Below are 14,327 nucleotides of genomic sequence, written 5' to 3'. Positions count from 1 at the left end.
AGCCGCCCATGACCACGAGAAACGGCCGTCGCCGCCGCCCCCGCTCGTCCCGCACAGCCCAGTGGAAGAGCCGCCCGAGCTTCATGACACTGGCGGCCCTCCTCGCCGTCGCGTCCGTGACCGTGACCTTCTTGGCGGTGTCCCGGCCGGACAGCACCGCGGCGACCGCCTCGGCAGGCGACGGCAGGAGCATCGGCAAAGGCTTCACTCCCCGGCCCACCACGGAACCCAAGTGGGACGGCAAGACGAAGATCATCGGTGACGGTTCCACCTCGTACACCGGCCCCCAGAAAGGCCAGTTGAAGCCCCAACCGCTCAAACCCGGCGAGAAGCCACCCCAGTTCGTCGTCTTCTCCTGGGACGGCGCACTGCAGGGCGACGACCACCTCTTCTCCCACTACCGGGAGATGGCCAAGCAGTACAACGCCCACATGACCTTCTTCCTCACGGGCATCTACCTGCTGCCCAAGAGCAAGAAGAACCTCTACCACGGACCGCAGCACTCGCCGGGCGCCGCGGCGATCGACTACGCCACCGACGAGCACATCCGCGACACGCTGGAACAGCTGCGCCTGGCCTACGACCAGGGCAACGAGATCGGGACCCACTTCAACGGCCACTTCTGTCTCCCGGACAAAGGCGCCGGCGCCAACTGGAGCGTCGAGGAGTGGAAGAGCGAGATCGACCAGTTCTACTCCTTCGCGGAGAACTGGAAGACCAACACCGGATACAAGGACATCCCCGCCCTGCCCTTCGACTTCCAGCGGGAGGTCACCGGCGGCCGCGCGCCCTGCCTGGAGGGCCAGCCGAACCTGCTGAAGGCCATCAAGAGCTACGGCTGGCGCTACGACGCCAGCTCCCCGGGCGACTTCCAGATATGGCCGGCGAAGAAGAACGGCATCTGGGACTTCCCGCTGCAGATGCTCCCCTACGAGGGCGGCAAGTTCCAGGGCCTGTCGATGGACTTCAACTTCCTCTACAACCAGTCCAAGGGCGAGACCCACGGCGACCCCGCGAAGTACGGCCAGTGGGAGCAGCAGACCGTCGACTCCTACATGGCCGGCTTCAACCGCGTGTACTACGGCAGCCGGGCGCCGATGTTCATCGGCAACCACTTCGAGAACTGGAACGGCGGCATCTACATGAAGGCCATCGACCAGATCATCCCGAAGATCTGCACCAAGAAGGGCGTCAAGTGCGTGTCCTTCAAGGAGCTGACCGACTGGCTGGACGTGCAGAAGCCCGCCACCCTCGAGCGGCTGCGCACCCTCGACCCGGGGCAGTCGCCCGACTGGTCGACCGTCGTGCAGTGACAACCGGCCGTCCCGCCAAGCGTCTTGGACCACCCCCTTCACACAAGCCACACACGGCGTGCGAAGATGCGGCCCCCGGTATCCGAGTGCCGGTGGTAGAGGGGAACATCATTGAAATCAAGAAGATTGAGCCGTAAGCGGCGCCGCGCGACCATAATCACCGCGGCCGCCGCCTCGGTCGTCGCCGGAGCCGCGCTGCTGCCCACCTGGGGCGCGAACGCGGCGAGCGTCGCCGAACCCACGGTGGACCCCGGGACCAGGGCCACCTTCCAGCGGCTGGCGGACGCGGTCTTCACCGACCGTACGGACGCCCTGGTCGACAAGGGCGAGAGCGGACAGGGCAAGCCCCTGGCGTCCCGCTTCTCCGGCAACGTACGCCTGTCGTCGACGCTGTCGCACCAGCAGGACTCCGCCCTTTCCACGCTGCGCGGCCGCAAGTCCCGCCTCGCGGCGCTGGGCGAGAAGTACAGCAAGGCCGACACCACGGTCTCCCTGGACCGGACGCGGGTGAAGGGCCGGCACGCCACGGTCGACGTCACCGAGACCACCACCCTGACGTACGAGAAGACCAAGGCCAACGGGCCGAAGACCACCGGCTTCCAGGCCCACCACCAGCTCACCTTCCAGGCCGACCGGCAGGGCGACTGGCAGCTGACCGGCATCCGCGACACCGACGACGGCTACCTCGCGGTGAACCAGGTGGCCAAGCCGGACGTCGCCGCGCCGAAGACCGCCGCCGACGCCGGCCCGCCGGACGCCCCCCGCGCGTCCACCTCGTGGAACCCGCCCGCCAAGCCGAAGAACTTCTCCGCCACCGGCTACGACTACAAGGCCATGGTGGCGTACGCGCAGAAGTACTGGAAGAACTACAACCCGGCCTACCCGAACTTCAACGGGGAGGCCGACGGCGGCGACTGCACCAACTTCGTCAGCCAGGTCCTCAAGGCGGGCGGCTGGAAGCACGTCCCCGGCGACGGCTCGGACTACCACAAGTGGTTCGGCAACTCCGAGATCCAGTCCGACTCCTTCGTCGGCGTCAACGAGTTCTCCTGGTTCGCCCTGTCCTCCAAGCGGGTCACCAGCCTCGCCAACGTCTACCAGCTGGACGTCGGTGACGTGCTGCAGATGGACTTCAACCGGGACGGGTCCAAGGACCACTCCATGATCGTCACCTACCGCAGCCCGCAGGGCGTGCCCTATGTGACGTACCACTCCACCAACACCTACAACAGGTCGGTGGCGAGCATCGTCGCGTCGTACCCGAACGCGTACTACTACGCCTACCGCACCTGACCGGTGGCCTTCCGGGGCGGGGGCCGGCTCAGTGACCGGCTCCCCGCTCCTCCCGGATCCGCGCCACGACCTCGGCCACCGTCCGCCGTACCGCCTCGGTCTCCGTCAGGAAGTGCCAGTAGTCGGGGTGCCGGCCCGCCAGCGTGGCGATCGCCCGCTCCAGCCGCGCCACCGACTCGTCGAGCGGACGGGCGTGCCGCGGATCGGGCGTCGTACGGTCCGCCATCGCCAGCCGCTGCGCGTCCCGGATCGCGAACCGGGTGCGCCGGATCTCCTCCTCCGGGTCCTTCTGGACGGCGTTGAGCCGCCGCAGGCGCTCCCCGGCGGCGGACACCGCCTCGTCGGTCGTGTTCAGCAGCGCCCGTACGGTCGACAGCAGCGAGGTGGCGTCCGCCCAGCGCTGTTCGTCACGCGCCGCCTGCGCCTGCCGTAGCTTCAGCTCGGCCTGCCGTACGGCCTCGGCGGCCTGCTCCGGCACGTGCTGGAGGTCCTGCCAGCAGGCGGCCGCGAACCTGCGCCGCAGCTCGCTCAGCACCGGCTCGACCTGCCCGGACCGCGTGGACAGCGCCTCGGCCCGGGTGCGCAGCGAGACCAGCCGGCGGTCGATCTCGGCGGCCTTCTCCGGCAGCCGCTCGGCCTCGGCCCGGACCGCCGCGGCCTCCCGCGTGACCCGTTCGGCGCGCTCCAGGGTCTGCTGCACCCCGTGCTGCCCGGCACCCTGGTTCAGCTTGGTCAGCTCCGGGCCGAGGGCGGCCAGCCGGGCAGCGAGGTCGTCCGCCTTCAACCCGGAAGCCCGGGCGCCGTCCAGGGCGTTGCCGGCGGCCAGCAGGGCCTGCCGGGCGCGCTCCACGGCCGGGGCGAGCCGGGCCAGTTGGGTCTCGGCCTTGTCGAGCAGCGGCCCGAGACCCTGGGCGAATCGATCCAGCTCCTGCTTGACCCGGACGAGGTCGTCCCGGGCGGCGGTGAGATCGGCCCGGGCCCGGGAGGCGGCGGAGGCGTCCAGATCCACCCGGTCGAGATCGTGCGCGTCCACGGCCTGGATGTACCGGTGGCTGACCTCGTCGATCCGCCGCCCGAGCGCCTCGAAATCGGCGCGGGCGCGGCGGGCGGCGGGGGAGTCGTCGACGGCGGTGATGGTCTCGACGGAGATCCGCACGTCCCGCTGGGCGGTGTCCAGTTCGTAGAAGGCTTCGGCGGCGGCGTCCTTGGCGCCCTGAGCCTCGGCCCGCTGAGCCTCGCCCCGCCCCCCGAACCACCGGCGGGTACCGCCCGAGGCGAAGGCGGCGGGGAGGGTGAGGGCGACGAGGAGGGGGAGAAGGAGGGCCGCGGAGGCGGGCCGAGCGACGCGGTCGGACTCCTGCCGTGGTGTCGCCGTCACATCCCTCTCCCGTACCGTGATCCCGCCCTGCCCGGTGTCATTCTCCCACCGGTTGAGGACGAACACACGGGCCGGTCGGTTCGCGGTGTGCCGTAGCCGTGACGGCCGGTTCCGGGCCGCCTCAGCCGTGACCGCCGGCTCAGCCCGCCGTCCGTACGCTGACCGACCCGTCCCGGGTCCGGGCGTCGATCACATGGGAGCTCTTGGCGTCCCTGGGGACGGACACCCGGACGGAGCCGTCGGCGGAGTGCGCCGTCACGCGGTACCTGCCCTCCGGCAGCGCGACGGCGACCGACCCGTCGTGGCTGCTCGACTCCACACGGTCCGGCACGTCACGGAACTCCAGGCCGACCGACCCGTCGTTCGTGGTCGCCCGCACCCGCCGCGACCGCACGCCCGTCGCGCGCACGGACCCGTCGTCGCTGGCGAGCGCCAGCGGCCCCGTGGCATCGCTCACCCGCACCGACCCGTCCCGCGTCCGGATGTCCAGCGCCGTCGCGAAGCCGTCCGCCCGCACGCTCCCGTCACCGTCCTCCACCGTGACGGCCACCCCGCGCGGCACCTCGATCCGATGCCTGGCGGAACAGTCCGCGACGATCCCCGTGCACTTCAGCCGCAGCACGAGCCGGTCGCCCTTCATGGCCCAGGTGACACGGGGATCCCCACCCACCACGACGGTCCCGCGGAACCACCGGGTGACCTGCACCTTGTCCACATCGGCCGGAACGATCTCCAAGGCCGAGTCGTCGGAGTCGACGGTGAGCGTACGGCCGTGCAGCGCGAAGGCCGCGTGGTCCGGGTGCGGGTCGTCGCGGGCGTCGTTCCCGCAGGCGGCGACGGTGCCGATCAGCAGGGCGGCGATCCCCGCGACGGTGACCACTCGGGTGCGCTGGGTGAGCGCCGTCGTACTACGAGCCATGACTGTTCCCCCTGAAGAGCCGAAGAGCCGAAGAGCCGAAGAACTCCGGAGCCGGAGGGCGGGAAGCCCTCGGCGCCAGCGTACTTCGACGGTAGGGAGCCACGGCTCGCGGCGGGATCCGGCGGACTCCCGGATCGGGGGTGGGGGTATCCCCCGTCTGCGTCCCGCTTCCATCCCGCCTTGCGGCACACATGAACCGGGCCCTGCCGCGGTGGCGATCCGGACGCGGTTGAGGGTGTCGTCGGCCTTCTACGACCTGTCGGGCGGCACACAGCACCGAGACGCTCGGATCAGGCACGCGCTGACTCGACTACTGCACTACACCCGGCGCTGTGGTGCCGCCTCGATCGGTAAGACAACTCGCCATGAGGCGGCAGCCGTGGCGATCGGACGGCGCGCCCTCGGGTATCCGATCCGGCGACGGGCGGCACCGCCCCCACACGACCAGAGAGATCGTGCGGGGCATCGGACCGCCCAGGCCGGGCCGGAGGCCGCGTGAGGGACCCCGCCCCCGCCTACCCGGACCACGGACACGATCCGTGCTGCCCGGCCGCGGAGCGAAAGCGGGCGAGGCGTGCCCAAGACCGCTCGGGGCACGCGGCTGAGCATGCGTCCTGACAGCAGGACTCATTCCCGCTCGGTCCCCGGGAATGGCTACGCCTGCCCGACCGGCGACACGGGTTTGCAGGACGGTCCCCCAGGCAATGTAGGCTGTCGACCTGTCTTGGGTGCGTAGCTCAGCGGTAGAGCGCCTGCCTTACAAGCAGGATGTCGGCGGTTCGAAACCGTCCGCGCCCACCGGATGATCACGGGAGAGCCCCGGAGATGCCTGTTCAGGGCATGTTCGGGGCTCTCTCGTGCAGACGGTCGCCACGTTCGGTTTCCGAGCCGGAACCTCAGCTGTTGGTCAGCGTGCGGTCGAGGAGGGGCAGCAGGCGGTCCCAGTGGCGCTGCAGTGCGGAGGGGTCGAAAGCGTCGGTGTCGGACATGGTGAAGCCGTGGATGGTGCCGGGGTAGGTCTCCGAGGTGTAGCTGACACCTGCGGTATCCAGGGCCTGGTTGAGTTCGCTGATGGCTGCCGGCGTCATGTCGTTCTCGGCGTGGCCGAGGTGGACTTGTGCGGTGATCTTGGGGACGAGGCAGTGCGGGCTGTCGGGCGCATCGGTGACCACGTTGCCGGGATGGAATCCGGCGACGGCGGCCACCTGGTCGGGGTGGGCCGCTGCAGTGCGCAGGGCCAGCACGGCTCCCATGCAGTAGCCGGTCACGGCGACCGGTCCGGCGCTGACCTCGGGCCGAGTGGTGAGGAACCTGAGGTAGGCGTCGGCGTCGCGAAGGGCACGTTCGGTGGTGTGCGCCTCGACCAAGGGCATCAACTGGGCGACGACCACGGGGCGGATCTCTTCTCCGATGTGCTCGGGAAGCTCGATCAGCGGTGCCGGGCCGTGCCGGTAGTAGAGGTTGGGGAGGAGCACGTAGTACCCGTGCTCGGCCAGTTCGCGGGCCCTGTCCTCCAACACGGGCCGTAGGCCGAAGATGTCCATGTACAGCAGCACCCCAGGGTGCCGCTCGCCACGGTCGGGGAAAGCGGCGAAAGCGTCGGCCTGGCCGTCCGCGGTGGGAATCTGCACGATCTGGGTGGGCATGAATTCTCCTGTCGTGGTTGACGTGTCGAGCCTGTGATCAACACGACGGAGGCGGAGCCCGCGCCGCAGCGCCGGATCCTCGATCGAACAGCGGGCCCACACCGGCCCGTACGGCGCTCAGAGGAGCACCGGGTCACCAATCCGTGTGTGGCGCAATGCCGTCCCGGTAATCATCGCCGCACAACGTAGCCCAACAGACGCAGCCGAGGCCGGCACCCCGGTTCAGGCGGGATCACAGCCCCGTCGTCACGCCGTCGGGCGCCCTCTGGCGGAGGGCGCCCGTCCGTTGTGCGGGTCAGGCCGGCGTCCTGACCGCCGAGGCCGCATGGGCCGGCTCCCGCACGACGCGTCGGCGCCGGGCCGGCGCCCCGAGCGTCGGGTTGGCGACGCCCCAGGCCGCGCCCTTGCAGACCAGCTCCTTGTAGACGGCGGCGAGCCGTCCTGTCAGGGCCGCCCGCACGGAGCGGTCGTCGGCGGTGACGTACTGGATCAGACCGTCCTTGCGGCCCAGCGAGATGCACTGGTTGAAGTAGCGGAGCGGCACGATCGGGAGCTTCCCGCCGGTCAGCCGCGCCGCGATGGCGTCGGCGGCCTGCCAGGCGGTGGGGACGCCCGAGGCGCACGACATCCGCAGCGGCTTGTCGCCGGGGCCCATCGCCATGGCCGCGTCGCCGATGGCGTACACGTCCGGGTGCGAGACCGAGCGCATGGTTCGGTCGACGACGATCCGGCCGGTCTCGGTGACCTCCAGGGTGGTGGCCTTCGCGATCGGGTGGACGGCGAAACCGGTGGTCCACACGGTGACCGCGGCCGGGATGGACGTGCCGTCGGCGGTGGTGACGCGGTCGGCCTCGACGGCGGTGACGACGGTGTGCTCGTGCACGGTGATGCCGAGCTTGCCGAAGACCTTGCGCAGGTGCCCGCGGCCCTTGTCGGAGAGCCAGTCGCCGAGGTCACCGGGGGTGGCGAGGGCGACATCGAGGTCCGGGCGGGCTTCGGCGATCTCGGCCGTGGCCTCCAGTCCGGTCAGGCCGCCGCCGACCACGACCACGGGCCGGCCGGCGTCCAGGCGGGCCAGTCGCCTGCGCAGCCGCAGCGCCCCGGGGCGACCGGCGATCTCTTGGGCGTGCTGGGCGGTGCCGGGGACGCCCTGGTCGTTCCAGCCGCTGCCGAGGGCGTACACGAGGGTGTCGTACGGCAGTTCCTCCTGCCGTTCCCCGGCGCCGTTCGCGTCGATGACGGAGACGGTCCTGTGGTCCACGTCGACGCCGGTGACCTTTGCGAGCCTCAGTCGGACACCGGTTCCCGCGAACATCTCGCTGAAGGGCCGGGACGTGAGCTCCTGGCCGACCGCGAGCTGGTGCAGCCGGACGCGCTCGACGAAGTCTGGCTCTGCGTTGACGACAGTGATGGCGACATCCTCGCGGCGCAGCCGCTTGGCGAGGCGCCCGGCGGCGATGGCTCCGGAGTATCCGGCTCCGAGGACGACGATGCGGTGCTGCATGTCCCTGCTCCTGTCTTCGGCGGGTTCGCCCCTTGAACCGGGCAGCCCGCCGTTTCCTGACAGGAGCGGGGTGTGAACCACCTCACAGCGCGGTCGGAAGGGCCGGAAGAAGGGTCAGAAGGCGTTGAGCAGGGGTTCGCCGTGGTCGGTGGCCGCCCATCGCCGGGTCGCGCGTTCGAGCTTGTCGGGGTTGGCCTGGCTGCGGAAGGCGGCGATGCCGGCGGCGGTGACCTCCAGGCACATGACGCCGATGACCCGGCCGTCGAGGACCGCCACGAGGGCGGGGCCTCCGTTCGCGGTCGTGGCGTAGACCTCGGGCGAACCGCCGGCCAGGGCGCGCTTGGCCTTGCTGGGTTTGAACAGGCCCCGCATGAACTTCGCGACCGCGAGGGCGCCTTCGAACGCCTTGGTGCGGGCCGGCACCTTTCCGCCGCCGTCGCCGATCGCGACGGCGTCCTGGGTGAGCAGCCGCACGAGCGGCTCGGTCCGGCCGCTGGTGGCGGCCGCGAGGAACTCCTCGACGATGCGCCGGGCGGCGGCCTCGTCGACCGTGGTGCGGGCCTTGCCGTCCGCGACGTGCTTCTTGGCGCGGTGGAAGATCTGCTGGCTGGCGGCCTCGGTGAGGTCGAGGATCGCGGCGATCTCCCGGTGCGGGTAGTCGAACGCCTCCCGTAGCACGTACACCGCCCGCTCGCTGGGGGACAGGCGCTCCAGAAGAGCGAGAACCGCGTACGAGACGGATTCGCGTTGTTCGGCGGTGTCGGCCGGTCCCAGCATCGGGTCCCCGGCGAGCAGTGGCTCGGGCAGCCATTGGCCCACATAGGTCTCGCGACGCGCGCGGGCCGAAGTGAGCTGGTTGAGGCACAGGTGGGTGAGAACCCTCGTCAGCCATGCCTCGGGGACCTCGATACGGTCGACGTCGGCGGCCTGCCAGCGCAGGAACGTCTCCTGCACGGCGTCCTCGGCCTCGCTCGCGGAGCCGAGGAGGCGGTAGGCGATGGCCTCCAAGCGGGGCCTGGAGGCCTCGAACCGGTCCACGTCGCTCATGGTCAGCGCCATGGCCGGGATCCTAGCTGGCGCGGCGCGCGACGGCCGCCGCATCGAGCCTTCGCCAACTTCCGACGTGCTGCTCGGAGGGGCTGGCGTGACGCTGGATCGGAATACTCGTGCTGGTCGCGGACGGGAGTCCGCGGTCTTGATCGTCTGACGGTGCGGCCGGGGCGGTTTTGCCGGTTCTTCCGTGGCGACGGCCCGTTGCCGCCCACGAGCCGGTTCCATGGCGGAGTCCTGGATCGCCCAACGGATTGCGGCGAGGCGCGCGGAACTGGACGAGCTGGAAGAGCAGTTGGCCGAGCAGCTGGAGGAGGTGCGGGGCGAGCGCCCTTGAACTCGCCGTCGCCGAACGGATCTGGCACCGGATGGCCGAACAACTCGCCGCGGAAACGGCGGGTGTGGTGGTGCGGGACGGGCATCAAGCCCAGCGGGTCAGGTCGTGCACGGCGTCGCAGTAGCGGTCTTCAACGGTGGACGCCGGATGAGCCGCCAACGTGGCATCGTCTCGCAAGATCGCGATGGGGACCGGCAACCATCACCGGGGCGGCGGAACGCTGGAGCGGCGGCAGGAACGCGTGGGCGACGCGCACCACGCCGTGGTTCATGGTGGCCGGGCGCGCGCCACCGCTCTGTGCTCCCCGCCATGCGAAGGCCCCGGCCGCTGGGCGGACTTGCCTTCCAGGGACCGGGGCCTTCGTCCTCACTTCTGCTCCTCGTCGTTCCCCTCGTTCTCGTTCTCGTGCACATGCTTCAGACGCGTCCGTGCGTCCATCCTGTCCTCGGCCGCCACCTCGTCCCAGAAGCGGTGGCACGAGACGAACACCGCGAGTTCCCGCTCGCGTCGGCGGAGCTTTTCCACCTCCGCCTGTTCGTCCTCGGTCCAGCCCGGGGAGGCGGGTCGCTCCACCTTGCGCCAGCCGGTGTCGTCGCTGAATCCGTCCAGCGGTTCCACCGACCACGGCAGCCGCTTCAGCAGGGCCAGGAGCTCTGCCCGGACCTGATGCAACTCCTCCTGGCCGGCCAGGAGGTCACTCGGAAACTCATAGCTCGCAGCCACAGGGCAATGCTACGCCTGTTCGATTTTCAGGGGCGACCCTGTTCCCTCGGTTCACTCGAACGGACGTCCGTCCCGTGGATCAAGGAGCGACCCCGTGCGGCTGCCTCTCCGGCCATCCCGGCGACATCCACGTCACGCTCGCCACCGGCGCCATGGCCGACGCCGACCCCGAGACGCACCGGAACAGCGTCGAACGGATCTTCCCGCGCCTACGAGGCCCTGGAGCCGCCCGCCAGGACCCACGCGGCCTGACGCCGGTGGACGCAGAAACCCTCCTGGAACCCTCCTCGCCCTGCGGGCCGGGAGGCCACACTGGAGTCATGTGCCGCAGCATCAAGACGCTCCGCCCGCCCGCCCTGCCCGAAGAGGCCACGGAGGAGGAGATCCGCGCCGCCGCGCTCCAGTTCGTGCGCAAGGTCTCCGGGTTCCGCGCCCCGGCCGCCCACAACCGCGAGGTGTTCGAACACGCGGTGGACGCGATCGCCGCGGCGACCATGGAGCTGCTCGCCGGCCTCGAGGTGCGCGGCGGGCGGTCCCGGGAGGCTACTTCGACGACGCCGGGCCGCGCATGAGGCGGGCCGCGCCCGCGCCCGCCGCGAACAGGGCCGTGATCGAGACGCCGGTCGCCAGCCAGCTCGCGCCCAGCCACTGGGCGCCCAGGTAGCCGAGGGCCACGCTGTAGACGGCCCAGGCGATGCCCGCCAGCGCCGACCAGGGCAGGAACTCGCGGGCGCGGCGGTGGGCCGCGCCCGCGCCGAGCGAGACGAGTGAGCGGCCCGCGGGCGCGAAGCGGGCGACGATCACCAGCGCACCGCCGCCGCGTGCGAGTGCCGCACCGAGGCGTTCCTGTGCGCGCGTCAGACGGCGGGAGCGGGCGATGGCGCGGTCCAGGCGCTCACCGCCGCGCCAGGCGAGGCGGTACGCCACCAGGTCGCCGAGGACCGAGGCCGTGGCCGCGCACAGCGTGAGCCCGACGATGTCCGGTCTCCGCGCGACGGCGGAACCGGCGGCTGCCGCCGTCGCCGCCGTGATCACGAGTACGCCGCTCGGCAGCAGCGGAAGGAAGACGTCCAGCAGGACCGACACGGCCACCACGAGGTAGATCCAGGGGCCCCCGGCCAGCGACCCCACACTCTCCATCACCGGAACTCCCCGTACGACTCCCCAGAGGCAACCACGTGCCGCGATGTCGCGGGGGAGCGGCAGGAGTGGCCTTCGACAGCCGTACAGAGTACGCGGCCGGTGTGACAAACGGTGCGGCGGGGGCTACTGAGACGGTCGCCGCCACAAGCGGACGGCGCCCGTGAGCGGGCGCCGTCGGCGTGTACGGAACTCGGTCAGGCCGCGACGGGATGCGAGGCCCGTTCCTTCTCACCGGCCGCCGACCGGGAGGCGAACAGGCGGTCCAGGCCGAGCGCCCCGGAGCCGGTGAAGACCAGCAGCAGGAACGCCCAGCAGAACAGCACCGACAGCTCGCCCCCGTTCTGGATCGGCCACAGGGCGTCGGGCTGGTGCACATCGAAGTACGCGTACGCCATCGAGCCGGACGCCATGAACGCGGCGCCGCGGGTGCCGAGACCGACCAGGACCAGGGCGCCGGCGACCAGCTGGATCACCGCGGCGTACCAGAACGGCCAGGCCCCGGTCGGGACGGTGCCGCCCTTGGTGCCCGCCGCGCCGCCGAGGACGCCGAAGAGTGAGGCGGCGCCGTGGCAGGCGAAGAGCAGTCCGGCCACGATGCGGAACAGGCCGATGGCGTAGGGCTGCGCGCTGTTGAGGCGTGCGGTCATGTGGGGGGAGCTCCTTCGGTCTGGTTGCGGTCCGTGAACGGACCGGTCAGGGAGACGGAAACCGAGTGAGGCCCCAGGTTAGGCAGCCCTAATCAATGCTTGCAAGTTCAACATCTGGTCGTTGGCCGATCCGCATCGCATGCTGTCGCGATCCCGTCCCCTCGACATCGAGGTCCCCGTGGAAAGGGGCGATTCCGGCACTGTCGCGAGTCGCCCCTGTCGTTTGTGTCCGGCGCCCGTCAGCGGTTTTGGGGGCGCCGGTGCCCCGCGAGGACTCCGTGCCCGCGAGGTCGTTCAGCAGTTCGCGAGGTAGTTCTGCAGTGTCCTCTCATGAAGCGCGGGGTGTGGTGCTTCGGGGCGACCTTGCCGCCGCGGGTGCGGCAGGTGCTCGGTAAGAGCGGCGAGCGTGCTGACGCGTCGACGCGCGTAGACCTTGACATGCCAACTTCCTTGTCACGTGGAGAGATTGAGGTACGAGCGAGGGAATGCCCGCGGGGGCGTGTTGCCTACAGGTGTGTGTTTGGTAAGAAGTGTGACGCATGCACGACATGACAAGGGGGTGCGGCGGAGCCGGCCGTGTGACCGGCGCCCTTTGGCGCGGGTTGTCCCGTCCCGTACGATGGGCGGCGCAGAAGGGGAGTAGCTCTTCGCCGGACCGTCGACATACTGCTCAGCTCGGCTGAGCCGGCGCCCGGAGGTGGACCCCGACGAGGGGTCGGCCAGCGAGACCTTCGGCAAGCAGTGCATGCCCGTGCCGTGCGGCACGGGCGATCCGTGTGCTGCCGTGCCGAGGTGTCGCAGCGTTCACAGCACTCTCGGCGGGGCGGCCCCGACCGATTGAGGAACCTTGATCAGCATCACCGTCCTGGCGCTCGTCTTCGGCGTCATCTTCCTGGCCGAGCTGCCGGACAAGACGGCCCTCGCCGGACTCGTCCTCGGCACCCGGTACCGCGCCTCGTACGTCTTCGCCGGCGTCGCCGCCGCCTTCCTGCTGCACGTCGTGCTCGCCGTCGCCGCGGGCAGCGCGCTGACCCTGCTGCCGCAGCGGCTCGTGCACGCGGTGACGGGTGTGCTGTTCCTGGGCGGTGCGGCGGTGCTGCTGCTGAAGAAGGGGGACGACGACGAGGAGATCCGCAAGCCGGAGGACCAGTCCTTCTGGAAGGTGGCCGGGACGGGCTTCACGCTCATCCTGGTCGCGGAGTTCGGCGACCTGACCCAGATCATGACGGCGAACCTCGCGGCCCGCTACGACGACCCGCTGTCCGTGGGCCTCGGTGCGGTGCTGGGGCTGTGGGCGGTCGCCGGGCTCGGCATCGTGGGCGGCAAGGCGCTGATGAAGCGGGTGCCGCTGGGTCTGATCACGAAGATCGCTGCGCTGGTCATGCTGGCGCTCGGGGTGTGGACCCTGTACGAGGCCGTGGCCGGGTGACGCGGGGGGCCCGCGGTGCCCGGCGAGGGTGGCCGGGCGGCGAACGGCTCATGACCTCTTGGTGGGACCACTGGCGGGATCCCGGGCGGTTTTGTACCGTGGAGAAACAAAGTGGCTCCCGCCCGCTTTCCCTGACCGGCGGGCGGGGCCGCCTTGTCCCCGCGGGGCCCCTCGTACGGCCCCCTCCGCCGTGTCTTGGAGCTGCCGATGACGGCCACCACCGTGCTCACCGCCCGCGCCCTCCTGCTGGACATGGACGGCACTCTCGTCAACTCCGACGCCGTCGTGGAGCGGATCTGGCGCCGTTGGGCCGACCGGCACGGGCTCGACGGCGACGAGGTGATGAAGGTGGTGCACGGACGGCAGGGTCACGCGTCGATGGCGCTGCTGCTGCCCGACCGGCCCGTGGAGCAGAACCTGGCGGACAACGCGCGCATGCTCGCCGAGGAGACCTCGGACATGGACGGGGTCGTGGCGATTCCCGGGGCGCGGGAGTTCCTCCACTCGCTGCGGGGGCTGCCGCACGCGCTCGTGACCTCGGCAGACGTGGCCCTGTCGACCGCGCGGATGGCGGCGGCGGGCCTGGAGCTGCCCGCGGTGCGGATCACCGCCGAGTCGGTCGGCGCCAGCAAGCCGGACCCCGAGGGCTTCCTGAAGGGGGCCGCGGAACTGGGCGTGGCCCCGCAGGACTGCGTGGTCTTCGAGGACTCGGGCGCGGGTATCGCGGCGGGACGCGCCGCGGGGATGCGGGTGGTGGGGGTCGGCCCCCGCGCGGGGCTGCACGGGCCGGACGCGCTGGTGCGGAACCTGACCGGGGTGCGGGTGGAGGCGGCCGGGGGCGGCACGATACGGCTCCACATCGCCTGACGGTTCTCGTCGCGCGGGCGGGCTGTTTCCGGGTTGGGGGCCGGGGGTTTGAGCTTCGCAGCCCATGCGTTTGCGCAG

At 70.9% G+C, this 14,327-nt stretch carries 14 protein-coding genes, 1 tRNA gene and 1 pseudogene; 8 read left to right on the top strand and 8 right to left on the bottom strand.

The window, feature by feature from the left end:
- The first annotated feature begins 8 nt into the window (after positions 1-8).
- Both ACFYZJ_RS29435 and ACFYZJ_RS29430 read left to right on the top strand, forming a co-directional pair.
- A complete protein-coding gene (locus tag ACFYZJ_RS29435; RefSeq protein ID WP_388572937.1) occupies positions 9-1,313 on the top strand; it encodes a hypothetical protein in 1,305 nt (434 codons plus the stop codon).
- A 126-nt stretch (positions 1,314-1,439) separates the two neighbouring features.
- A complete protein-coding gene (locus ACFYZJ_RS29430) occupies positions 1,440-2,606 on the top strand; it encodes an amidase domain-containing protein (protein WP_388572935.1) in 1,167 nt (388 codons plus the stop codon).
- Positions 2,607-2,634: 28 nt separating this feature from the next.
- Here the strand turns inward: ACFYZJ_RS29430 and ACFYZJ_RS29425 are convergent, their stop codons facing one another.
- Both ACFYZJ_RS29425 and ACFYZJ_RS29420 read right to left on the bottom strand, forming a co-directional pair.
- Positions 2,635-3,984, bottom strand: coding sequence for a hypothetical protein (locus ACFYZJ_RS29425; protein WP_388572933.1), 1,350 nt, complete (start codon positions 3,982-3,984; stop codon positions 2,635-2,637).
- A gap of 139 nt (positions 3,985-4,123) precedes the next feature.
- Positions 4,124-4,903 (bottom strand): DUF4097 family beta strand repeat-containing protein, encoded by a 780-nt coding sequence (locus ACFYZJ_RS29420; RefSeq protein WP_388572931.1) that lies wholly within the window; start codon positions 4,901-4,903, stop codon positions 4,124-4,126.
- 250 nt (positions 4,904-5,153) lie between these two features.
- On the opposite strand from ACFYZJ_RS29420, the pseudogene ACFYZJ_RS29415 reads away from it, so the two are divergent.
- Positions 5,154-5,521: pseudogene (locus ACFYZJ_RS29415) on the top strand (hypothetical protein); the annotation flags it as partial.
- Positions 5,522-5,629: 108 nt separating this feature from the next.
- A tRNA-Val gene (locus tag ACFYZJ_RS29410) sits at positions 5,630-5,701 on the top strand.
- 98 nt (positions 5,702-5,799) lie between these two features.
- On the opposite strand, the gene ACFYZJ_RS29405 is transcribed toward ACFYZJ_RS29410, so the two are convergent.
- From ACFYZJ_RS29405 to sigJ, 3 genes are all read right to left on the bottom strand, one after another.
- On the bottom strand, positions 5,800-6,549 hold the full coding sequence (locus ACFYZJ_RS29405; RefSeq protein ID WP_388572929.1) for a dienelactone hydrolase family protein: 750 nt from the start codon (positions 6,547-6,549) through the stop codon (positions 5,800-5,802).
- A 295-nt stretch (positions 6,550-6,844) separates the two neighbouring features.
- On the bottom strand, positions 6,845-8,053 hold the full coding sequence (locus tag ACFYZJ_RS29400) for an NAD(P)/FAD-dependent oxidoreductase (RefSeq protein ID WP_388572927.1): 1,209 nt from the start codon (positions 8,051-8,053) through the stop codon (positions 6,845-6,847).
- A gap of 114 nt (positions 8,054-8,167) precedes the next feature.
- A complete protein-coding gene (gene sigJ / locus ACFYZJ_RS29395; protein ID WP_388572925.1) occupies positions 8,168-9,112 on the bottom strand; it encodes an RNA polymerase sigma factor SigJ in 945 nt (314 codons plus the stop codon).
- Positions 9,113-9,293: 181 nt separating this feature from the next.
- Between sigJ and ACFYZJ_RS29390 the strand changes: the two genes are divergently transcribed.
- Positions 9,294-9,440, top strand: coding sequence for a hypothetical protein (locus ACFYZJ_RS29390; protein ID WP_388572923.1), 147 nt, complete (start codon positions 9,294-9,296; stop codon positions 9,438-9,440).
- 366 nt (positions 9,441-9,806) lie between these two features.
- Here ACFYZJ_RS29390 and ACFYZJ_RS29385 read toward each other — a convergent pair whose 3' ends face one another.
- Positions 9,807-10,163, bottom strand: a complete 357-nt coding sequence (locus tag ACFYZJ_RS29385) for a hypothetical protein (RefSeq protein ID WP_388572921.1) — start codon at positions 10,161-10,163, stop codon at positions 9,807-9,809.
- Positions 10,164-10,483: 320 nt separating this feature from the next.
- Here ACFYZJ_RS29385 and ACFYZJ_RS29380 point away from each other — a divergent pair, with 320 nt between their 5' ends.
- Complete coding sequence (locus ACFYZJ_RS29380) at positions 10,484-10,735, top strand: DUF2277 domain-containing protein (RefSeq protein WP_388573217.1); 252 nt, start codon at positions 10,484-10,486, stop codon at positions 10,733-10,735.
- Here the strand turns inward: ACFYZJ_RS29380 and ACFYZJ_RS29375 are convergent.
- Together ACFYZJ_RS29375 and ACFYZJ_RS29370 are read right to left on the bottom strand one after the other, a co-directional pair.
- A complete protein-coding gene (locus tag ACFYZJ_RS29375; protein WP_388572919.1) occupies positions 10,707-11,306 on the bottom strand; it encodes a DedA family protein in 600 nt (199 codons plus the stop codon). The two genes, ACFYZJ_RS29380 and ACFYZJ_RS29375, sit on opposite strands and share 29 nt — an antisense overlap.
- 194 nt (positions 11,307-11,500) lie before the next feature.
- The gene (locus ACFYZJ_RS29370; protein ID WP_388572917.1) at positions 11,501-11,953 is read right to left on the bottom strand and encodes a DoxX family protein; all 453 of its coding nucleotides are present in this window, start codon (positions 11,951-11,953) and stop codon (positions 11,501-11,503) included.
- An 847-nt stretch (positions 11,954-12,800) separates the two neighbouring features.
- Here ACFYZJ_RS29370 and ACFYZJ_RS29365 point away from each other — a divergent pair.
- Together ACFYZJ_RS29365 and ACFYZJ_RS29360 are read left to right on the top strand one after the other, a co-directional pair.
- Entirely contained in the window at positions 12,801-13,382 is a 582-nt protein-coding gene (locus ACFYZJ_RS29365) for a TMEM165/GDT1 family protein (RefSeq protein ID WP_388572915.1), read from the top strand.
- Positions 13,383-13,589: 207 nt separating this feature from the next.
- Positions 13,590-14,249, top strand: a complete 660-nt coding sequence (locus ACFYZJ_RS29360; protein ID WP_388572913.1) for an HAD-IA family hydrolase — start codon at positions 13,590-13,592, stop codon at positions 14,247-14,249.
- Positions 14,250-14,327: the final 78 nt, after the last annotated feature.

This window comes from Streptomyces sp. NPDC001848 (genome assembly GCF_042891915.1).
Classification (GTDB): domain Bacteria; phylum Actinomycetota; class Actinomycetes; order Streptomycetales; family Streptomycetaceae; genus Streptomyces.
This window is presented reverse-complemented; position numbering and strand designations above follow the sequence as displayed.

Coding starts and splice junctions, on each gene's coding strand:
- ACFYZJ_RS29420 (WP_388572931.1), bottom strand. CDS start 4,903: ATGGCTCGTAGTACGACGGCGCTCACCCAGCGCACCCGAGTGGTCACC.
- sigJ (WP_388572925.1), bottom strand. CDS start 9,112: ATGGCGCTGACCATGAGCGACGTGGACCGGTTCGAGGCCTCCAGGCCC.
- ACFYZJ_RS29360 (WP_388572913.1), top strand. CDS start 13,590: ATGACGGCCACCACCGTGCTCACCGCCCGCGCCCTCCTGCTGGACATG.
- ACFYZJ_RS29380 (WP_388573217.1), top strand. CDS start 10,484: ATGTGCCGCAGCATCAAGACGCTCCGCCCGCCCGCCCTGCCCGAAGAG.
- ACFYZJ_RS29435 (WP_388572937.1), top strand. CDS start 9: ATGACCACGAGAAACGGCCGTCGCCGCCGCCCCCGCTCGTCCCGCACA.
- ACFYZJ_RS29370 (WP_388572917.1), bottom strand. CDS start 11,953: ATGACCGCACGCCTCAACAGCGCGCAGCCCTACGCCATCGGCCTGTTC.
- ACFYZJ_RS29405 (WP_388572929.1), bottom strand. CDS start 6,549: ATGCCCACCCAGATCGTGCAGATTCCCACCGCGGACGGCCAGGCCGAC.
- ACFYZJ_RS29400 (WP_388572927.1), bottom strand. CDS start 8,053: ATGCAGCACCGCATCGTCGTCCTCGGAGCCGGATACTCCGGAGCCATC.